The sequence below is a fragment of the Streptomyces hyaluromycini genome (assembly GCF_002217755.1).
Lineage (GTDB): Bacteria > Actinomycetota > Actinomycetes > Streptomycetales > Streptomycetaceae > Streptomyces > Streptomyces hyaluromycini.
Genome location: NZ_BCFL01000024.1, coordinates 31,097 through 47,154 on the forward strand (window position 1 = coordinate 31,097; position 16,058 = coordinate 47,154).

Annotated in this window: 8 protein-coding genes and 1 pseudogene; 8 read left to right on the forward strand and 1 reads right to left on the reverse strand. The window is 67.9% G+C overall.

Annotated features, from left to right (window positions below):
- Nucleotides 1–2 precede the first annotated feature (2 nt).
- The 7 genes from SSP29_RS31030 to SSP29_RS31060 all read left to right on the forward strand — a co-directional run bounded on the left by SSP29_RS31030 (nt 3) and on the right by SSP29_RS31060 (nt 13,647).
- Nucleotides 3–5,183 (forward strand): caspase family protein, encoded by a 5,181-nt coding sequence (locus tag SSP29_RS31030; RefSeq protein WP_089104175.1) that lies wholly within the window; start codon nt 3–5, stop codon nt 5,181–5,183.
- On the forward strand, nt 5,176–6,015 hold the full coding sequence (locus tag SSP29_RS60140; RefSeq protein WP_107436279.1) for a PHP domain-containing protein: 840 nt from the start codon (nt 5,176–5,178) through the stop codon (nt 6,013–6,015). Before SSP29_RS31030 ends, SSP29_RS60140 begins: the two co-directional genes overlap by 8 nt.
- 16 nt (nt 6,016–6,031) lie before the next feature.
- Nucleotides 6,032–6,409 carry a dihydroneopterin aldolase gene (gene folB, locus SSP29_RS31035; protein WP_167450040.1) on the forward strand — a complete coding sequence of 126 codons (378 nt, stop codon included), beginning with the start codon at nt 6,032–6,034 and terminating at the stop codon, nt 6,407–6,409.
- Between the two features lie 1,484 nt (nt 6,410–7,893).
- Nucleotides 7,894–8,739 (forward strand): fumarylacetoacetate hydrolase family protein, encoded by an 846-nt coding sequence (locus tag SSP29_RS31045; RefSeq protein WP_089104178.1) that lies wholly within the window; start codon nt 7,894–7,896, stop codon nt 8,737–8,739.
- Between the two features lie 99 nt (nt 8,740–8,838).
- Nucleotides 8,839–9,630 (forward strand): enoyl-CoA hydratase/isomerase family protein, encoded by a 792-nt coding sequence (locus SSP29_RS31050; RefSeq protein ID WP_218036936.1) that lies wholly within the window; start codon nt 8,839–8,841, stop codon nt 9,628–9,630.
- A gap of 71 nt (nt 9,631–9,701) precedes the next feature.
- Nucleotides 9,702–12,626 carry an FAD-binding and (Fe-S)-binding domain-containing protein gene (locus SSP29_RS31055; protein ID WP_089104180.1) on the forward strand — a complete coding sequence of 975 codons (2,925 nt, stop codon included), beginning with the start codon at nt 9,702–9,704 and terminating at the stop codon, nt 12,624–12,626.
- 58 nt (nt 12,627–12,684) lie between these two features.
- Entirely contained in the window at nt 12,685–13,647 is a 963-nt protein-coding gene (locus tag SSP29_RS31060; protein ID WP_089104181.1) for a phosphotriesterase family protein, read from the forward strand.
- 102 nt (nt 13,648–13,749) lie between these two features.
- On the opposite strand, the gene SSP29_RS31065 is transcribed toward SSP29_RS31060, so the two are convergent.
- Nucleotides 13,750–14,760, reverse strand: coding sequence for a LacI family DNA-binding transcriptional regulator (locus SSP29_RS31065; protein WP_089104182.1), 1,011 nt, complete (start codon nt 14,758–14,760; stop codon nt 13,750–13,752).
- A gap of 214 nt (nt 14,761–14,974) precedes the next feature.
- Here SSP29_RS31065 and SSP29_RS31070 point away from each other — a divergent pair.
- Nucleotides 14,975–15,421 (forward strand): annotated as a pseudogene (locus tag SSP29_RS31070) (Gfo/Idh/MocA family protein); the annotation flags it as partial.
- Nucleotides 15,422–16,058: the final 637 nt, after the last annotated feature.

A 16,058-nucleotide genomic window follows, 5' to 3' on the forward strand; every position in this document is an offset into this window, starting at 1 on the left:
TGATGACCCGTCGCTTGATGCTGCTCACGGCCATTTCCCGGTATGCGCTCGCACCCGACTTGGACCGGCCGGAACTGCATGAGGACGTCCTGCGCATGCGGCAGCTGCTCGGCGAACGGTTCGGCTACAAGCAGGTCGACGCCCTGCCCGGCAACCCCGCCGCCCACGAACTACAGATCAATCTTCGGCGTTTCGCCCGGCAGCATTGCCAGCCAGACGACTACGTCATCGTCTACCTGGCCGGACATGGCGAGATTCTGGAGAACGGCGAGCACGTGCTGCTGCCGGCCGATTCGAACCCGGACGACGTCCATGAACGGTCGATCCGGACAGCCCACCTCGCGGAATGGATGCTGGTCGACACCCCACTGCGCCGTCTCATGGTGATTTTGGACAGTTGCTATTCGGGCCGCGGCGGCGCGGCGGTGATGGGCCGGGCGATGGACGCCCTCGGCGGCGACGGCTCCCTGGTGGTCATCACCGCGACCCGGCCACACCAGGAGGCCCTTCCCGGCGTGCTGACCCAGGCTTTCGTGCGGGCCGCAAGCAATCCCGGCCACACCGCGGGCGGGTACAGCGCACCGGCCCTGTCCTGTGCCGGCATCGTCGAAATGATCCGCGCCGACCCGCAGGTCCCCCGCACACAGACCGCCACCTGCGTCCAGACCGGAAGCGGTGAGGATCTGTGGTTCCTGCCGAACCCGGAGTACAACCGGCTGCTGGTTGACTTCGACATAGACACACAGGAGCGGATCCGGCGTACCCACGCCGCGCATCTGGATGGCAGGTTCCGGCCATCCGCACAATGGTTCACCGGGCGGCACCGGCTGTTAGCCGAGGTCGCTGCCTGGTTGGTGACGCCGACCGGTGACGACACCCGGATACGCCTGGTAACTGGTGACCCGGGGTCAGGGAAAACCGCAGTTCTCGGACTTCTGGCGACGCTGTCCGACATCGACCGGAACCCGGACGTACCCCGCGACGGGCTCCCCAACCTTCCTCCGTTACCCGGCACAATCGACCTGACGATCTACGCGCAGGGCATGCCGACGCTCTCCATCGCACGCGCCATCGCCGGCGTTGCCGGGCTGCGGACCGACGTCACCGTCGATCGCTCGACCCGGATCCGCCGTCTGGTCGAGGTTCTGCGGGGGCGGGACCGGCCGTTGACAGTGCTGATAGACGCGCTGGACGAGGCGTCGGCCCCGGAGGAACTGATCCAGTCACTCATTCTTCCGTTGAACGACCTGGCTGGTGGATGGCTGCGGCTGCTGCTCAGCGGTCGGCGTGGCATCGTGCCATTGCTCGACACGCGCGCGGTGGTGTTGGATCTCGACGAAGCGTACGCCGAGCCAGACAGCATACGGGCGTACGCGAGAAAGTTGCTCCTTGAGTCGCAGCCGCACAGCCCCTACCGAACCGTGTCCGTCACACAACTCGACTCCGTCACCGAAGCCGTGGGACGCGCCGCGGGCAACTCCTTCCTCATCACCCGCATCATTGCCATGGCCCTGGCCGCCGAACGCCATCCGGCCGACCCGTCAGATCCATCGTGGCGTGACGCCCTGCCACGTTCCGCGTCCGCCGCCATCGAGGTAGATCTGCAACGACGCCTCGGACCGGACGCGGACAAGGCCCGCGCGCTGCTTCTCCCGCTCGCGTACGCGGAGGGCGCGGGAATACCAGCGGAGGGTGTCTGGCCGAGACTCGCCAGCGCACTGCAGCGGGATCACACGTACACGAACGTCGACATCAGTTGGCTGCGCCAGGTGGCTGGTGCCTACTTCCGGGAGGGGCTGGAGGCGGACCGGTCCGTCTACCGGCTATTTCACCAATCCTTGGCCGAGTATCTGCGCGACGGCCGTGATCAAGCCGCGGACCAGGCAGCACTGGCCCAGGCCCTGACAGCCTGCGCTCCGCCGGGCGGCGCCGGACGGACGAATTGGACGTCGGCTCACCCCTACATTCGCCGGCACCTCGCGACCCACGCTGCCCGGGGGCAACAGGCCAGCCAGGGTGCGGTCGACGACAACCTGCTCGACGGTCTGTTGGTCGATCCCGGATTCCTGCTCGCAGCCGACCCGGTACGCCTGCTGTCCGCCATCCCAGAGGCGGTCTCCGACGACGCTCGCCGGGCGGCGGCAGCCTTCGAGTTCGCTCTTCCTCACCTGCGGACCAAGCCAACACCATTGAGCATTTCGTATCTGGGCCTGGCGGCGAACTACTTCGAGGCGTCGGCCCTGTCCTCTGCTGTTGACAGCGCCGGATTCACACGGCCGTGGCACTCGCTCTGGGCCTCATGGCAGGCACCCCATCCGCATCAGATCATTGGCCGACATGATGGCCGGATCACCGCCATCGCGGTCGGGCGCCTCGATCGGCGGACGGTCGCGATCAGTGCTGGCGAGGATCGGACGCTGCGGACATGGGACCTGGTCAGCGGACGGCCGATGAACCTGGTGATCAGGCAACCAGCCGCCACCGTCCAGGCCATCGCCATGATCGAGCTGGACAACCGGCCCCTGCTGGTGACTGGTGGTGATGATGCAACCGTCCGGGTCTGGGATCTCACCACCGGCCAACCCGTCGGCGCACCATGGCTCGGACACACCGGCGCCATCACCGCCGCTACCATCACACACCTCGACGACACACCCTTCCTCATCACCGCCGGCGAAGACGGCCACCTCCGCGCCTGGCATCTGCACACCGGCGCACCACTCGGCAAACCCTGGCCCGCCGGCATCGGCTGGATCCGCGCTCTCACCACCATCACCCTCGAAGGAACCCCCCTCGTCATCGCCGCTGGCGACCACGCCCAAATCACCGCCTGGAACCCCGCCACCAACCTCCGCCACGGCACCCCCTGGCACGGCCACACCGGACCCATCCGAGCCCTCACCGCCGCCTACATCAACGACGAACCCATCGTCCTCAGCGGCAGCGACGACACCACCATCCGCGCATGGAACCCCACCACCGGACAACCCCGCGACCACCCCTGGCGGGGACACACCGAACCCGTACTGTCGCTGGCCGTGGCCTCTGTAACGGGTGGTGTCGTTGCCGTCAGCGCGAGCGGGAACGACCAGGCCGCCCGGGTGTGGGAACTACCATCGGGCAGACCGGTGGGTGAGCCCTGGCGTGGCCACACGGGCTCGGTCCCCGCCCTGGTAGCGACCCGCCTAGGCGAGCGGAAGACGGTGGTCACCGGCGGCGGGGACGGCACCGTCCGGCTGTGGGAACTGGAGACCGGGCACGCCATCGGCCGTCCCGGCACCAGCTACACGAACTGGATCCGTGCCGTTGCGGTGACCTCGCTCGACGGCCGGGAGTGCGCGGTGACAGGCGGCGACGACGGAACCATCCGGGTCTTCGATCTGCTGTCAGGCGCGATGGTGCGCGGCCCGTGGAGCGCACACCGTGACTGGATCCGTGCCATCGTCCTGGCCGAGATCGACGGTCGGACGGTCGTCATCACCGGCAGCAGCGACACCACCATCCGCGTCTGGGACCTCAACACCGGCGCGCCGATCGGTGACGCCTGGCACGGCCACGATGACAAGGTGCGGGCGCTGGCCGTCTCCCCGACCGATCCGGTGCGGATCGTGAGTTGCGGCAGCGACGGCACGGTCCGGATTTGGGACCTGATGTCCGGCTCACCGCTCGCGGTGATACAGCAAGCTCATGCTGGCTGGGTGAGGTCGGTGGCGGTGGGGAGTCGCTCCGGTCGACCGGTGATCGTGAGCGGTGGGGACGATGGCGCCGTTCGGTTGTGGGACCTCGCCACTGGCGCACAGATCCGGCCGGATTTGCGTGGGCACACCGACGTCGTCAATGTGGTGGCCGTTCAATGCCGAGGCGACCGCCAGATCATCGTGTCCGGCAGCAACGACCGCTCCATCCGACTCTGGGATCTGGAGACCGGTGAGCCGATCGGCCGTCCGCTGGAGGGCCACGAAGGGTGGATACGGACCCTGTCTGGGATCGATCTCCCTGATCGGCAACTGATCATCAGCGGTGCGAGCGACAGTCTCATCGGCGTCTGGGACGCGCTGTCCGGTACTCTGCGACACAAGTGGCGTGGCCACACCGGCTGGGTGTGGTCGATACAAGCCGCACGCCTCGCCGGCGGGCCAGTCCTGGTGACCGGTGGTGATGATGCAACCGTCCGGGTCTGGGATCTCACCACCGGCCAACCCGTCGGCGCACCATGGCTCGGACACACCGGCGCCATCACCGCCGCTACCATCACACACCTCGACGACACACCCTTCCTCATCACCGCCGGCGAAGACGGCCACCTCCGCGCCTGGCATCTGCACACCGGCGCACCACTCGGCAAACCCTGGCCCGCCGGCATCGGCTGGATCCGCGCTCTCACCACCATCACCCTCGAAGGAACCCCCCTCGTCATCGCCGCTGGCGACCACGCCCAAATCACCGCCTGGAACCCCGCCACCAACCTCCGCCACGGCACCCCCTGGCACGGCCACACCGGACCCATCCGAGCCCTCACCGCCGCCTACATCAACGACGAACCCATCGTCCTCAGCGGCAGCGACGACACCACCATCCGCGCATGGAACCCCACCACCGGACAACCCCGCGACCACCCCTGGCGGGGACACACCGCGGCGGTCCGGGCGGTGGCCGTCTGCATGGCCGACGGGGTACCCGTCGTCGTCACCGGCAGCGACGACGCGACGGTACGCGTGTGGCGGCGGCTGACCCGCAACTCGGAGAACCTCAGGCCCGTCCGGTGGCCGGTGAGCGGTGGACCGATTGTCGCAATCACCGAGCACGACGGCGTCGTCCATCTCGCAACCAGAGGCGCGGTGATGACGGCCGGAATCCGGGACCTGATGCACCGAAGGTTCCGCTTCCGGGCGCGACCGTGGCACACCTATCCGCTGAGCCCGGGCGGCGGGTTGGCGGTTTCTGTGGCCGCGTTCGACTATGGCCCCGCATCGGGCCGCATCGTCGTGGCCTCCCAAGAGCACCTCTACTTCTTCTCGGAGGCGGCAGACATGCTTGCAGACATTGAGGTGGGCGCTCCGGTAACCGGCGTGGTCGCCGGCCCCCGAACGGAGATTGTGGTGCTAAGCACCGTTGGTGCAGTCGTCCTCGACACCGGTGACGGCCGCATCGGCGGACGCCACTGGAAGAGGCAGAATGCCTGAGCCGATACTGGGGGACAACCACGTCCACACCGAATGGTCTTGGGACGCGATTGGTGGGTCCATGGTGGGAACCCGCGAGGAGGCGGTACGGATCGGGCTTCCGGCTGTCGCTTTCACCGACCACGCTGACTTCACCGCGTGGACGCTCCCGGACGTTCAGGAGTCGTCACCGGAGGTTCGCACCATCGGGCGACACGCGACTGGCGGATTTCTCGACGAGCATGGTTATCCAGAGACACTGCACCGGTGCCGATCTATGTTCCCCGAGCTGACCATCCTAAGCGGCGTCGAGTTGGGCGAACCGCATCTGTTCCCAGCCAAGGTCCACGAGCTGCTACGGGCAGTCGAGTTCCAGCGGATCCTGGGCTCACCGCATGCCCTGCCTGTGGGCGGAGCACCCGCCTTCGTGTTGGACCTGTTCAAGTCGACTGATCCCGTACGTGTTATGCGGGATTACCTGGCAGAAACCCTGACCATGATCCGGCTCGAGAACCGGTTCGAGGTTCTGGCTCATGGCGACTACCCTCTTCGGGGCTGGCCCGCCTGCGGTCCCTCGTATGCCGACGAGGACTACGAAGAGGAATACCGGAGCATCTTTCGTGAGCTGGCGTCGTCCGAACGAGTACTGGAGATCAATACCGGCGGACCGTCACCGCGGCCGAAACCCATTCGTAGGTGGCATGAGTCCGGAGGAAGCGCCGTGTTCTTCGGAAGCGACGCGCATCGCCCCGCCGCCATCACCCGCGAGGTCCGTGAGGCCGTCGCACTCGCAGAGGCATGCGGCTTCAGTCCTGGCAATCACCCTGCAGGACCGTGGCCGCGCCGACACTGACCACAGAGGAATCACATTGACCGACAGCATCAGCCTTCGCTCACTCAAGGTTCGTGGCAACCATGGATGGTTTGACTTCGAACGCGTCGAGGGACAGGAGTTCGTCATCGACGCAGTCCTGGAAATGGATCTGGCTCTAGCAGCGGCCACCGATGATCTGGCCGACACCTTCAGTTACATCGATCTCGGCGAGAAGCTTCAGGAGATCGTCGCGGGCGAGCCGGTGAAGCTGATCGAGACGTTGGCCGAACGCCTGGTTGCCGCGTGCCTCTCCGATCAGCGAGTGTCTGCGGCAACCATTACGGTACACAAACCACAAGCCCAGCTTCCCTTCCAGTTCGAGGATGTCGCAGTCACGATTCGCCGGGAACAGCAACCCCAACAGTCAGCCTGAACATTCCTTTGAGCCCACGGCGGACTTGTCCGGCTTTCCGTTAGCGAGAGCGCTTCCCTGCTCCCTGTCATCGACCACTGGTGGGCTCCCAGACTCGGCAGACCGGGCCGGTCGCCACCACGGGGACCGCGCCGGTCGGCGAATCCGGGATCCGTTCGTCCACATACAGGTAGCGCATCAGCGAATGGACCGCGGGTACGAGGGCTTTCGCCGACCACACGCCGTCGGATCCGACGGCGTGCCGCACCATGACCACAGTCGCGCGCGCGACATCCAACCGGGTTAGCGACTCCTTCACCGGTAGCACAGAGAGGAGTTGGCATGTCTGGCCTCAGTAGCAGCAGATCGACTCGGCTGCCAGACCGCGTTCCTGGTGCAGCTAGCCGCCGTAATCGGGTAGCTCTTCCACCGCACCAGTGGCAGCCGCAGCGGGCACCTCGTAGGCCTTACGGAGCGTCTTGACCACCATACTCAGTGACCGCCTCCACCGGCTCCGAGCTGCACCCCGCTCGCTGGCAGACCAGGAACTCCTCCACCTGCGACGGCATCAGTTCGGCCGAAGTGAGCTCCCGCCGAAATTGCCAACGGTGTCCCAAGCGGAACATGACCCGCTCTCCTCCGGGACAACTACGCAGGCTCCCGCATGTTGCAGCCAGCCAAGTCTCCTCGGCAGTGCATCGGTATCTTCCGTTCTGCCATCCGTCACGAGCGAGACCGGTACGCCCAATCGGCGGGCACTCTAGATCACGTTCAACGGCTGTCCTCCGACATCCTCCCTGGGGAGAATCTGGGGAGTACGGGCCGCGCTGGGGAGCGTGTGGGGAGAATCGACTGCGCAATACGGCGCGATCCGGAAAGAGCCCGAAAGGGCTATCCGCGCAGGCCAGAGGCGGTGAACACGGAGGTGCTCGACGGGCCGCCATCGGCGTATAAAGTCGAAAGGGCGTCTGTCAGCAGTGGGAGTCCTCTGGGACTTTGCTGGGACTTCCGGCCCCATCAACCGGCACGAACGCGAAACAGTTGAAAGGCCGTTCGCGCAGGTCAGCGGTCATCAGCCATAGCGGCAGGTCACGGCGCCCGCTGGCCTCCTCCGCGACATCTGAACGCCCTGCGAATTGCTGTCGTCACACCCCTTCTGACCTGTATGAACGCGGGGCGGGAGGGGATGTGACGGCGCCTCGGGCCGGGAACGACGCAGCAGGGTCGCACCTGACCTGGCTGGAGTAGGTATTCGGCAGACGCAGGGCTGTGTGGCTGCCTCCAGTGATCCGCTTTAGCATGGATTGCGTGGAAACGGCTGGTCCTGTGGGACTGCCCCGTCGTGTTGTCGATCACGCCGACCGCGGGCGTCAGTGCGCTCTTCTGGCGGTTCGGGTCAATGCGCGGGTGCACAGCCGCTGGGGGGACTGCCCTCAACCCTCCAGCCCTAGTCATCTGTTCGGGCGCTCGCCCGGGTCCGCATCGTCGATGTCCAGGGAGCGACAGTGCGCATCGGAAACCTTTCCGGCCGACTGACCCTGTTCACCGAGCAGGGTGCGGTGGACGTCGAGAAGGCCAGCGGCGGCAGGTTCGGACCCGAGCCGCAGGCGGTGTACCAGGTTTGGGAAGACTTCCTGGACTGGGGCAAGGACGCCGAGTCGAGCGGCGCGTCCGCGTTCGATCCCGCTGATCTCGGGTCGCCGGCCCCGGCGCCGCCCCAGTTGTTCGGCGTCGGCGTGAACTACCGCGAGCACGCCGAAGAGACCAAGCTGGACACCCCGGACAAGTTCCCACCGGTGTTCACCAAGTTCCGCACATCGATCAGCGGACCGGTCACCACGGTGACGCTGCCCGAGGGCGGGCACACCGACTGGGAGGTGGAGCTGGTCGTGGTGATCGGCCGACGCGCCGAGCGGGTGTCCGCCGCCGACGCCTGGTCCTACGTGGCCGGGCTGACCGTGGGCCAGGACATCTCCGAACGGATCCGGCAGATCGAGGGCCCCGCTCCGCAGTTCAGCCTGGGGAAGTCGCTCCCCGGGTTCACCCCGATCGGCCCGTGGGTGGTCACCGTCGACGAGTTTGAGAACCCGGACGACCTTGAGCTCGGCTGCGCCATCGACGGTGAGACCGTGCAGCACTCCCGCACCGGCAACCTGATCTTCTCGGTTCCCCGGCTGATCGAGGGCCTGTCCGCGACCCTGGCACTGCTGCCCGGTGACGTGATCTTCACCGGCACGCCGGCCGGCGTCGGCATCGGCCGCAACCCGCCGCGGTGGCTGCGGCCGGGCGAGGAGCTGGTCAGTCACATCGCCGGCATCGGCGAGCTTCGCCAGCGTTTCGTGAGCGCCTGAACCGGGAGCGGCGATCCGCTATCGGCCATCATCCCGAAAGGGGCAGGGCCCATGGCATACTCGGATTACAGATACTTCCGGTTCGAGTTTGATTCCGGGGTGGCATTCGTCACCCTCGACTACCCGCCGATAAATCTCCTCGACGAATTCCTGTCGCCGGAGTTCGACAGGCTCGGCAGGGAACTCGAGGCGGATGAAAGCGTCCGGGTCATAGTCCTGCAGAGTGCGATTCCCGAGTTCTTCATGGCGCACTCCGGCCTGGGCCGGGTCGGGGCGGCTCCGTCAACGGTTTCCCATACGCCCAGCTTTCGTCTCACGCAGCTGATCGGCGAGCGCTTCAGGAACATGCCCAAGGTGAGCATCGCAAAGATCGAGGGCCGGGCCAGGGGCGGAGGCAGTGAGATCGCGCTGGCCATGGACATGCGTTTCGCAGCGCTCGGCAAGGCGATCTTCGGCCAGCCGGAAGTGGCGATCGGCCTGGTTCCGGGCGGTGGTTCCACGCAGAGACTGCCCCTGCTCATGGGCCGGGGGCGCGCCCTGGAGGTACTCCTGGGGTGCGATGACATCCCGGCCGACGTGGCAGAACGCTACGGCTACATCAATCGGGCACTGCCGCCGGACGAGCTGACGCCTTTTGTCGAGAGGCTGGCTCGCCGCATCGCGACCTTTCCTCCGCATGCGATCGCGCACGCCAAGGCGGCCGTGGATTCCGGAGTATACGGTTCGCTGCCGGAGGGGCTTCTGGTGGAGGCTCACGAGTCCGATCTGAGTTTCGCCAGCGATGTTGCAAAGGCGCGTATCAAGGATGCGATGAAGGCCGGCGCCGAAACTTTTGAAGGCGAGTTGGACATGCGTTTCCTGACGAATCTCTCCGGTCCTTCGTCCGCCTGAACAACAAGGGGATCCTGCGCTGGTCCGCCACGGACACCGCAATGCCCCGCCGGGCCTTTGGAGGCCGTCGCATGAGAAAGCCCTTCACTCCCCAGGCCGGCCGCATCGGACGTCCGGACGGGCCGGTGCAGCCGGATGCGGTCGGCGTCGAACACCTCGGCGGCTCACCGGCCGGCCTCGCCCGCGACCTCACCGACCTGCTGGGCTCCGAGCAGGTCCTGCACCGGCTCTCGGACCTGGTGCGCTATGCCTCCGACGCGAGCCCCTACCGGCTTCTTCCGCAGGTCGTCGTGCAACCACGAGATGCGGACGACGTCACCGCCGTGTTCGACTACTGCCGCCGGACCGGGCGCCATGCCACCTTCCGGTCCGGAGGCACCAGTGTCAACGGCCAGTCGCAGTCCGACGACATACTGATCGACGTCCGGCGCCACTGGGCCGGAATGACCGTGGAGAACGGCGGCGCCCGCCTGCGGACGGGCCCGGGCACGATTCTGTCTCACGCGAACGCCGTCCTGGCACCGTACGGGCGCCGACTGGGTCCCGATCCGGCCAGCGCCGACGTCGCCACCATCGGCGGGGTTGTCGCCAACAACGCAGGAGGCATGCGGTGCTCGCTGCCCAGGAACGCGTACCACTGCGTGGCCGGGATCACCTTCGTGCTCCCCTCCGGGACCACGATGGACACCGAGTCCCCCGACGCCGAGTCCGCGTTCCGCGAAGCCGAGCCGGAACTGGCCGACGGTCTGCTGGCCCTGCGCGCGGAAATACTCGCCGATGAGAAACTCGTCGAGCGGATCAGGCACAAGTACACCATCCGCAACACCACCGGATACGCCCTCAACGCCTTTCTCGACGCAGAGACGCCGCTGGAGATCTTCCGTCGGTTGCTCGTCGGTTCGGAAGGAACACTGGCCTTCATGGCCGAGGTCGTGTTCGACACTCTCCCCGACCCCGGGCTGACCACGGTGACGTGGATCGCCACCGAATCCATCGATGCGGCGGCACGCCTGGTACCCGCGCTGGTCGGCCTGGGCGCGGAGGCGGTGGAGCTGATGATGGCGCCCGCGTTGACCGTGGCGGCGCAGGCATACCCGGGCGCCCCCGCCTACTGGCGCACGCTCGATCCCAAGGCCGCTGCTCTCCTCGTGGAGTTCCGCGGCGAAGCCGACGCACTCGATGACGCCGAGCGGCGGGTCCGAGAGGTCGTCGCGGACACCGCCCTGCTGGATCCGATCGAATTCACCCGGGACGAGGAGCTCATCGAGTGCAACTGGCGGATACGCGAGGGCCTGCTGGGCATCGTCGGTCACCTGCGACCGGAAGGAAGCGCAGTCATCAACGAAGACGTGTGCTTCCCTCCCGCACGTATCGCCGAGGGCGCCCACGACCTGCAACAGCTGCTCAGCAAGCACGGGTTCCTCCCCGGGGTCGCCGGCCACGCCGCCTATGGCAACCTGCACTTCACGTTGACTCCCGTATTCACCGAGGAAGCCGACAAGGAGCGCTACGGGGCGTTCATGTCCGACCTGGTCGGCCTGGTCATCGGAAAGTACGACGGCTCGCTCAAGGCCGAACACGGCACCGGGCGCAACATGGCGCCCTTCGTCGAACACGAGTGGGGCGCCAAGGCGACCGACATCATGTGGCGGCTGAAGCGCCTCGCCGATCCGCACGGAATCCTCGGACCGGACGTCATCCTGACGGCCGACGAGGAAATCCACCTCAAGGGTTTCAAATCCACACCCAAGATCGAACAAACAGCGAACCTGTGCATCGAGTGCGGGTTCTGCGAGGCCGTGTGCCCGAGTCGCAATGTGACGACGACCCCCCGGCAGCGAATCGCCCTTCGCCGGGAGATGGCCCGGCAACCCGAGGATTCTCCCGTGCTTGCACAACTGCAGGCAGAGTACGAGTACGACGGCATCGAGACGTGCGCCGCCGACGGAACCTGTGCCATCCCATGCCCTGTGCAGATCAACACGGGGGCCCTGATGAAGGGATTCCGCCGTGCCGAATCCACTGCTTCCCGTGAGCGTGCCGGGCTGGCGGCGGCCGAGCACTGGGGCAAGATCGAGAGACTCGCACGCGCAGGGATGTCAGCGGTGGACGGCGTCCAGTCGCACATGGACGTGAAGGTCCTCACGGAGCTGACCAACGCGGCGCGGTTCGTCGCCAGCAACGATCTCGTCCCCTCGGTTCCGGGCCCCATGCCCCACCCGGCACCCGGCCACCTCCCGCACACCGAGCGGAAATCCGCGCGTGCGGTGTACTTCCCGGCCTGTATCAACCGCATCTTCGGACGCGACCCCGACAAACCGAGAACGCCGTCGCTCCCGGAGGCGTTCGTCACGCTCTCCGCCCGCGCCGGCATGCCCCTGTGGATACCGGATGACGTGCGCGGACTGTGCTGCTCGACGCCCTGGGCGAGCAAGGGTCTCACCGGCGGGCACCTGTGGATGGCGGAGGCGATCTGCGACGCCCTGTGGAGGTGGAGCGACCACGGCTCGCTTCCGGTTGTGATCGATGCCGCGTCCTGCACCCACGGGCTGCTCGACGACGTCGCCGAGCACGTCGACGACACGCGGCGCGCTCACATGGAGGCCATGAGCATCCAGGACTCGATCACCTGGTGCCGGGCCCTGCTTCCGCGTCTCACGGTGAACCGGAAGCTCAAGACGGTCGCAGTGCATCCGACGTGTTCCACGACGCACCTCAGACTCAACCGCGACCTCAGGGCCATCGCGTCCTTCCTGGCCGACACGGCCATGGTGCCCGTCGGCACCACCTGTTGCGGTACCGCGGGAGACCGCGGCCTGCTCCACCCGGAGTTGGTGGTCTCCGCGACACGGGACGAGAAGGCTGGACTCGACGCCTCTCCGGCCCAGGCATACCTCTCGGCGAACCGCACGTGCGAAATGGGTCTGCGACACGCTACCGGGCGGCCGTACGAGTCCTTCGTCTTCCTCCTCGAAGAACTCACCAGACCATCCTGATCGATGACGTTCCGGACGGCGATCTACCCGAACTCGGAGTTCCAAGGAGTGACTCGCGATGAGCGTGGTGCCCACGGTGCGCGGCCCGGTGGATTCCTCACGGTTGGGCAGGGTGCTCATGCACGAGCACGTCTTCGTACTCAGCGAGGAGTTGCGATGCAACTACCCGCGGCGGTGGGACGAGGAAGCGCGCGTGGCGGATGCGGTCGCCAAGCTGCGTGCCCTCAGATCCCGGGGGATCGACACGATCGTGGACCCCACCGTGCTCGGACTCGGCCGCTTCCTCCCCCGCGTGGCCCGGGTCAACGAGCAGGTCGACCTCCACATCGTCCCCGCCACCGGCTACTACACCTACACCGAGCTGCCGTTCTTCTTCCAGTACAACGGCCCCGGACGGTGGGTCGACGGTGCCGAGCCGCTGCTGGAGATGTTCCGCACCGACCTGGAGGAAGGCATCGGCGGAACCGGCATCCGCGCGGGCCTCCTCAAGTGCGCCATCGACCAGCCGGGGCTGACCCCCGACGTGGAGCGCGTCCTGAAGGCCATTGCCGCCACCCACCGGGTCACCGGCGCGCCGGTCACCGTACACACCAGCGCGGCGAACCGGTCGGGTCTGGTGGCGCAGAGGCTCCTCGCCGAGGAGGGCGTGGACCTGACCAAGGTGGTGATCGGGCACGCCGGCGACAGCACGGACCTGGACTACCTCACCACCCTCGCCGACGCCGGCTCGCTCCTCGGCATGGACCGGTTCGGCCTGGACGACGCCCTGCCGTTCGAGCAGCGGGTGGAGACGATGGTTGCGCTGGTGGCCCGCGGATACACCGACCACCTGGTGCTCTCCCACGACGCCGCCTGCCACCTGGACTGGATGCCCGAGGACCGTATCCAGGCCACCAACCCGCGCTGGGTCTTCACGCACATCAGTGACGACGTGCTGCCGGCACTGCGCGCACGCGGGATCACCGAGGAACAGATCGACACCATGCTGATCCACAACCCCCGCCGCTACTTCGAACGCTGACGACTCCCGACATGGCGAGCGGAGTTGCCGGTGGGGGACGCCGACAGCATCGCCGGGTTCGCGGCCAACGGCACCCGCTGATGCTCGGTCAGCGGTCAGCGGTCACCGGGCGGGCCGTCCTCCGCCGGGGGGCGGCCCGCTCGTGCCGCGTACCACCAGTTTCGGGTCCAGCACCGCCTCCCGCGGCTCCAGTTCGGGCTCCCCCAGCCGCTGCACGGCGAACCGCACCGCGTACTCGGCCATCAGCCGGGCGTCCTGACGGACAGTGGTGAGGCCGATCGGCATGAGGTGGGAGAGATGGCTGTCGTCGAAGCCGACCACGGAGACGTCTGACGGGACCTCGACACCGCCCCGCGTCATCGTCATCAACACGCCCATCGCGCAACGGTCGTTGCCCGCCAGCACCGCCGTCGGCAGCTCCAGCCCGCGGTCGCGTTCCGCGAGCAGCAGCCGTCCGGCCTCGATGCCCGACTGCTCGGTGTGCGCACCGGGTATCACCCGGGTCTCCGGCTCCAGTCCGTGCCTGCGCATCGCGGCCCGGTAGGAGCGCCGCCGCTCGGCCGAGCCGGGACCCCGGCCGCCGTCGATGTGCACGATCCTGCGGTGCCCGAGCTCCACCAGGTGGTCCATGGCCTGCCGGACGCCCTTGCTCTCCGCGCTGTGCACGAAGTCCACCCGGGCCCGCGGCACCCGGCGGCTGACCGACACGGTCACGGCACGCCGGCCCAGGCCGTCCAGGTAGGCGGGGTCCGCGTCCGGGCCGAGCAGGATCAGCGCCTCGCAGCGGTGGCCGAGCAGCGCCTCGACGGCCTTCTCCTCGCTGCGGCCCTGGGCGGCGGCGGAGAGCAGCACGTCGTAGCCGAGCCGCTCGGCCTCCGGGTAGATGCCCTCGATGAGATCGGTGTGGAAGGTCTGGTGGACGGTGAACATCACGCCGAGGGTGCGGCTGCGACCCCGGGCCAGCAACCGGGCCGCGCTGTCGGGGCGGTAGCCGATCTCGTCGGCGACCCGGAGCACCCGCTCGCGCGTCTCCTGGCTCGCACCGGGCTGGTTGCGGAACACGATCGACACCAGCGCCCGGGAGACACCCGCCTTGTCGGCGACGTCGGCCATCGTCGGCCGGCGCCGGCCCGCTGCATCCACCTGTGCACCCACCCTTCGACGGGGCCCACCCTAGGGCCTGTCCCCGGAAGCTCCCGGAAATCCCCCGGCAACCAGGTATTGACATGACATTCGGACAGGGATCATCGTACTCGCGCTAGAGCGCGCTAGTAGAGCGCGACAAAGACCCGCGCGTGCTTCTCCTGAACCCCCTGAAGGGACGACCATGACCGTACGTGTAGGAGTCATCGGCGCCGGCTGGATCGGCAAAGAGCACATCCGGCGCCTCGCCCACACCGTCACCGGCGCCCGCGTCACCGCGGTCACCGACATCGATCCGGCCCGTGCAGAAGAGGCAGCAGCGCCGGTCGGCGCCCGGGTGCTGCCAGACGGGGCGGCCGTGGTCGCGGCGGACGACGTCGACGCCGTACTCGTCACCTCCTGGGGCCCCACCCACGCCGGACACGTCCTCGCCGCGATCGCCGCCGGGAAGCCCGTGTTCTGCGAGAAGCCGCTCGCCACCACCGCCGAGGACTGCCTGCGGATCGTCGAGGCGGAGCAGGCGCACGGCCGCCGCCTGGTGCAGGTCGGCTTCATGCGCCACTACGACGCCGGCTACCGGCAGATGAAGGAGGTCATCGACTCCGGCCGCATCGGCACGCCGCTGATCGTGCGCACACACGGCGTACAACCGCATCAGGAAGGAGCCGGCGGCCGAAGCCCTGTCCGGCCGAGGGCCTCATCGATCGCCGCCAGCCAGCCGTCGACCGGTCCGGCCGTCACCAACCCGCTGCCCGCACCGGCGAGTTGACCGGCGGCCGGGCTCAGTGCGGCCCGGCAGCGGCGCAGGGCCGCGCGGTCGCCGAGTTCCAGGGCGGCGGCCGCCACGACACACCACAGCGCCTCCTGCACGAGGTCGGCAGGCGGTTCGGGCAGCCCGCGAAGCGCATCGCGGGCTGCCCTTTCGTCGTCGGCGGCGAGGGCGAGCGCAGGCCGGATCCAGGGGAGATACGGCCCCCAGTCGGCGCCCGGGTCGACGGCGTCCCGGATTCCGTGCGGCCGCCCCGCCAGGCGGAGGCAGAGCAGCGCGAAGGGAAGCAGCCCGTCGCGCACCCCGGGCATACCGGGCCCGTCGAGGAGCCTGCCGACCTCACGGTAAGCGGCCTCGACGGCACCGGCAGGGGCGACCCGCGTTCCGGTCCCGCGGGCCGCGAGGGCGCCGACGACGACGGGCACGGGCCCGCCGCTTCGGCGAGCCGTGGCGGAGCCGGTGTCGGGCACGGGCCCGCCGATCCGGCGAGCCGTGGCGG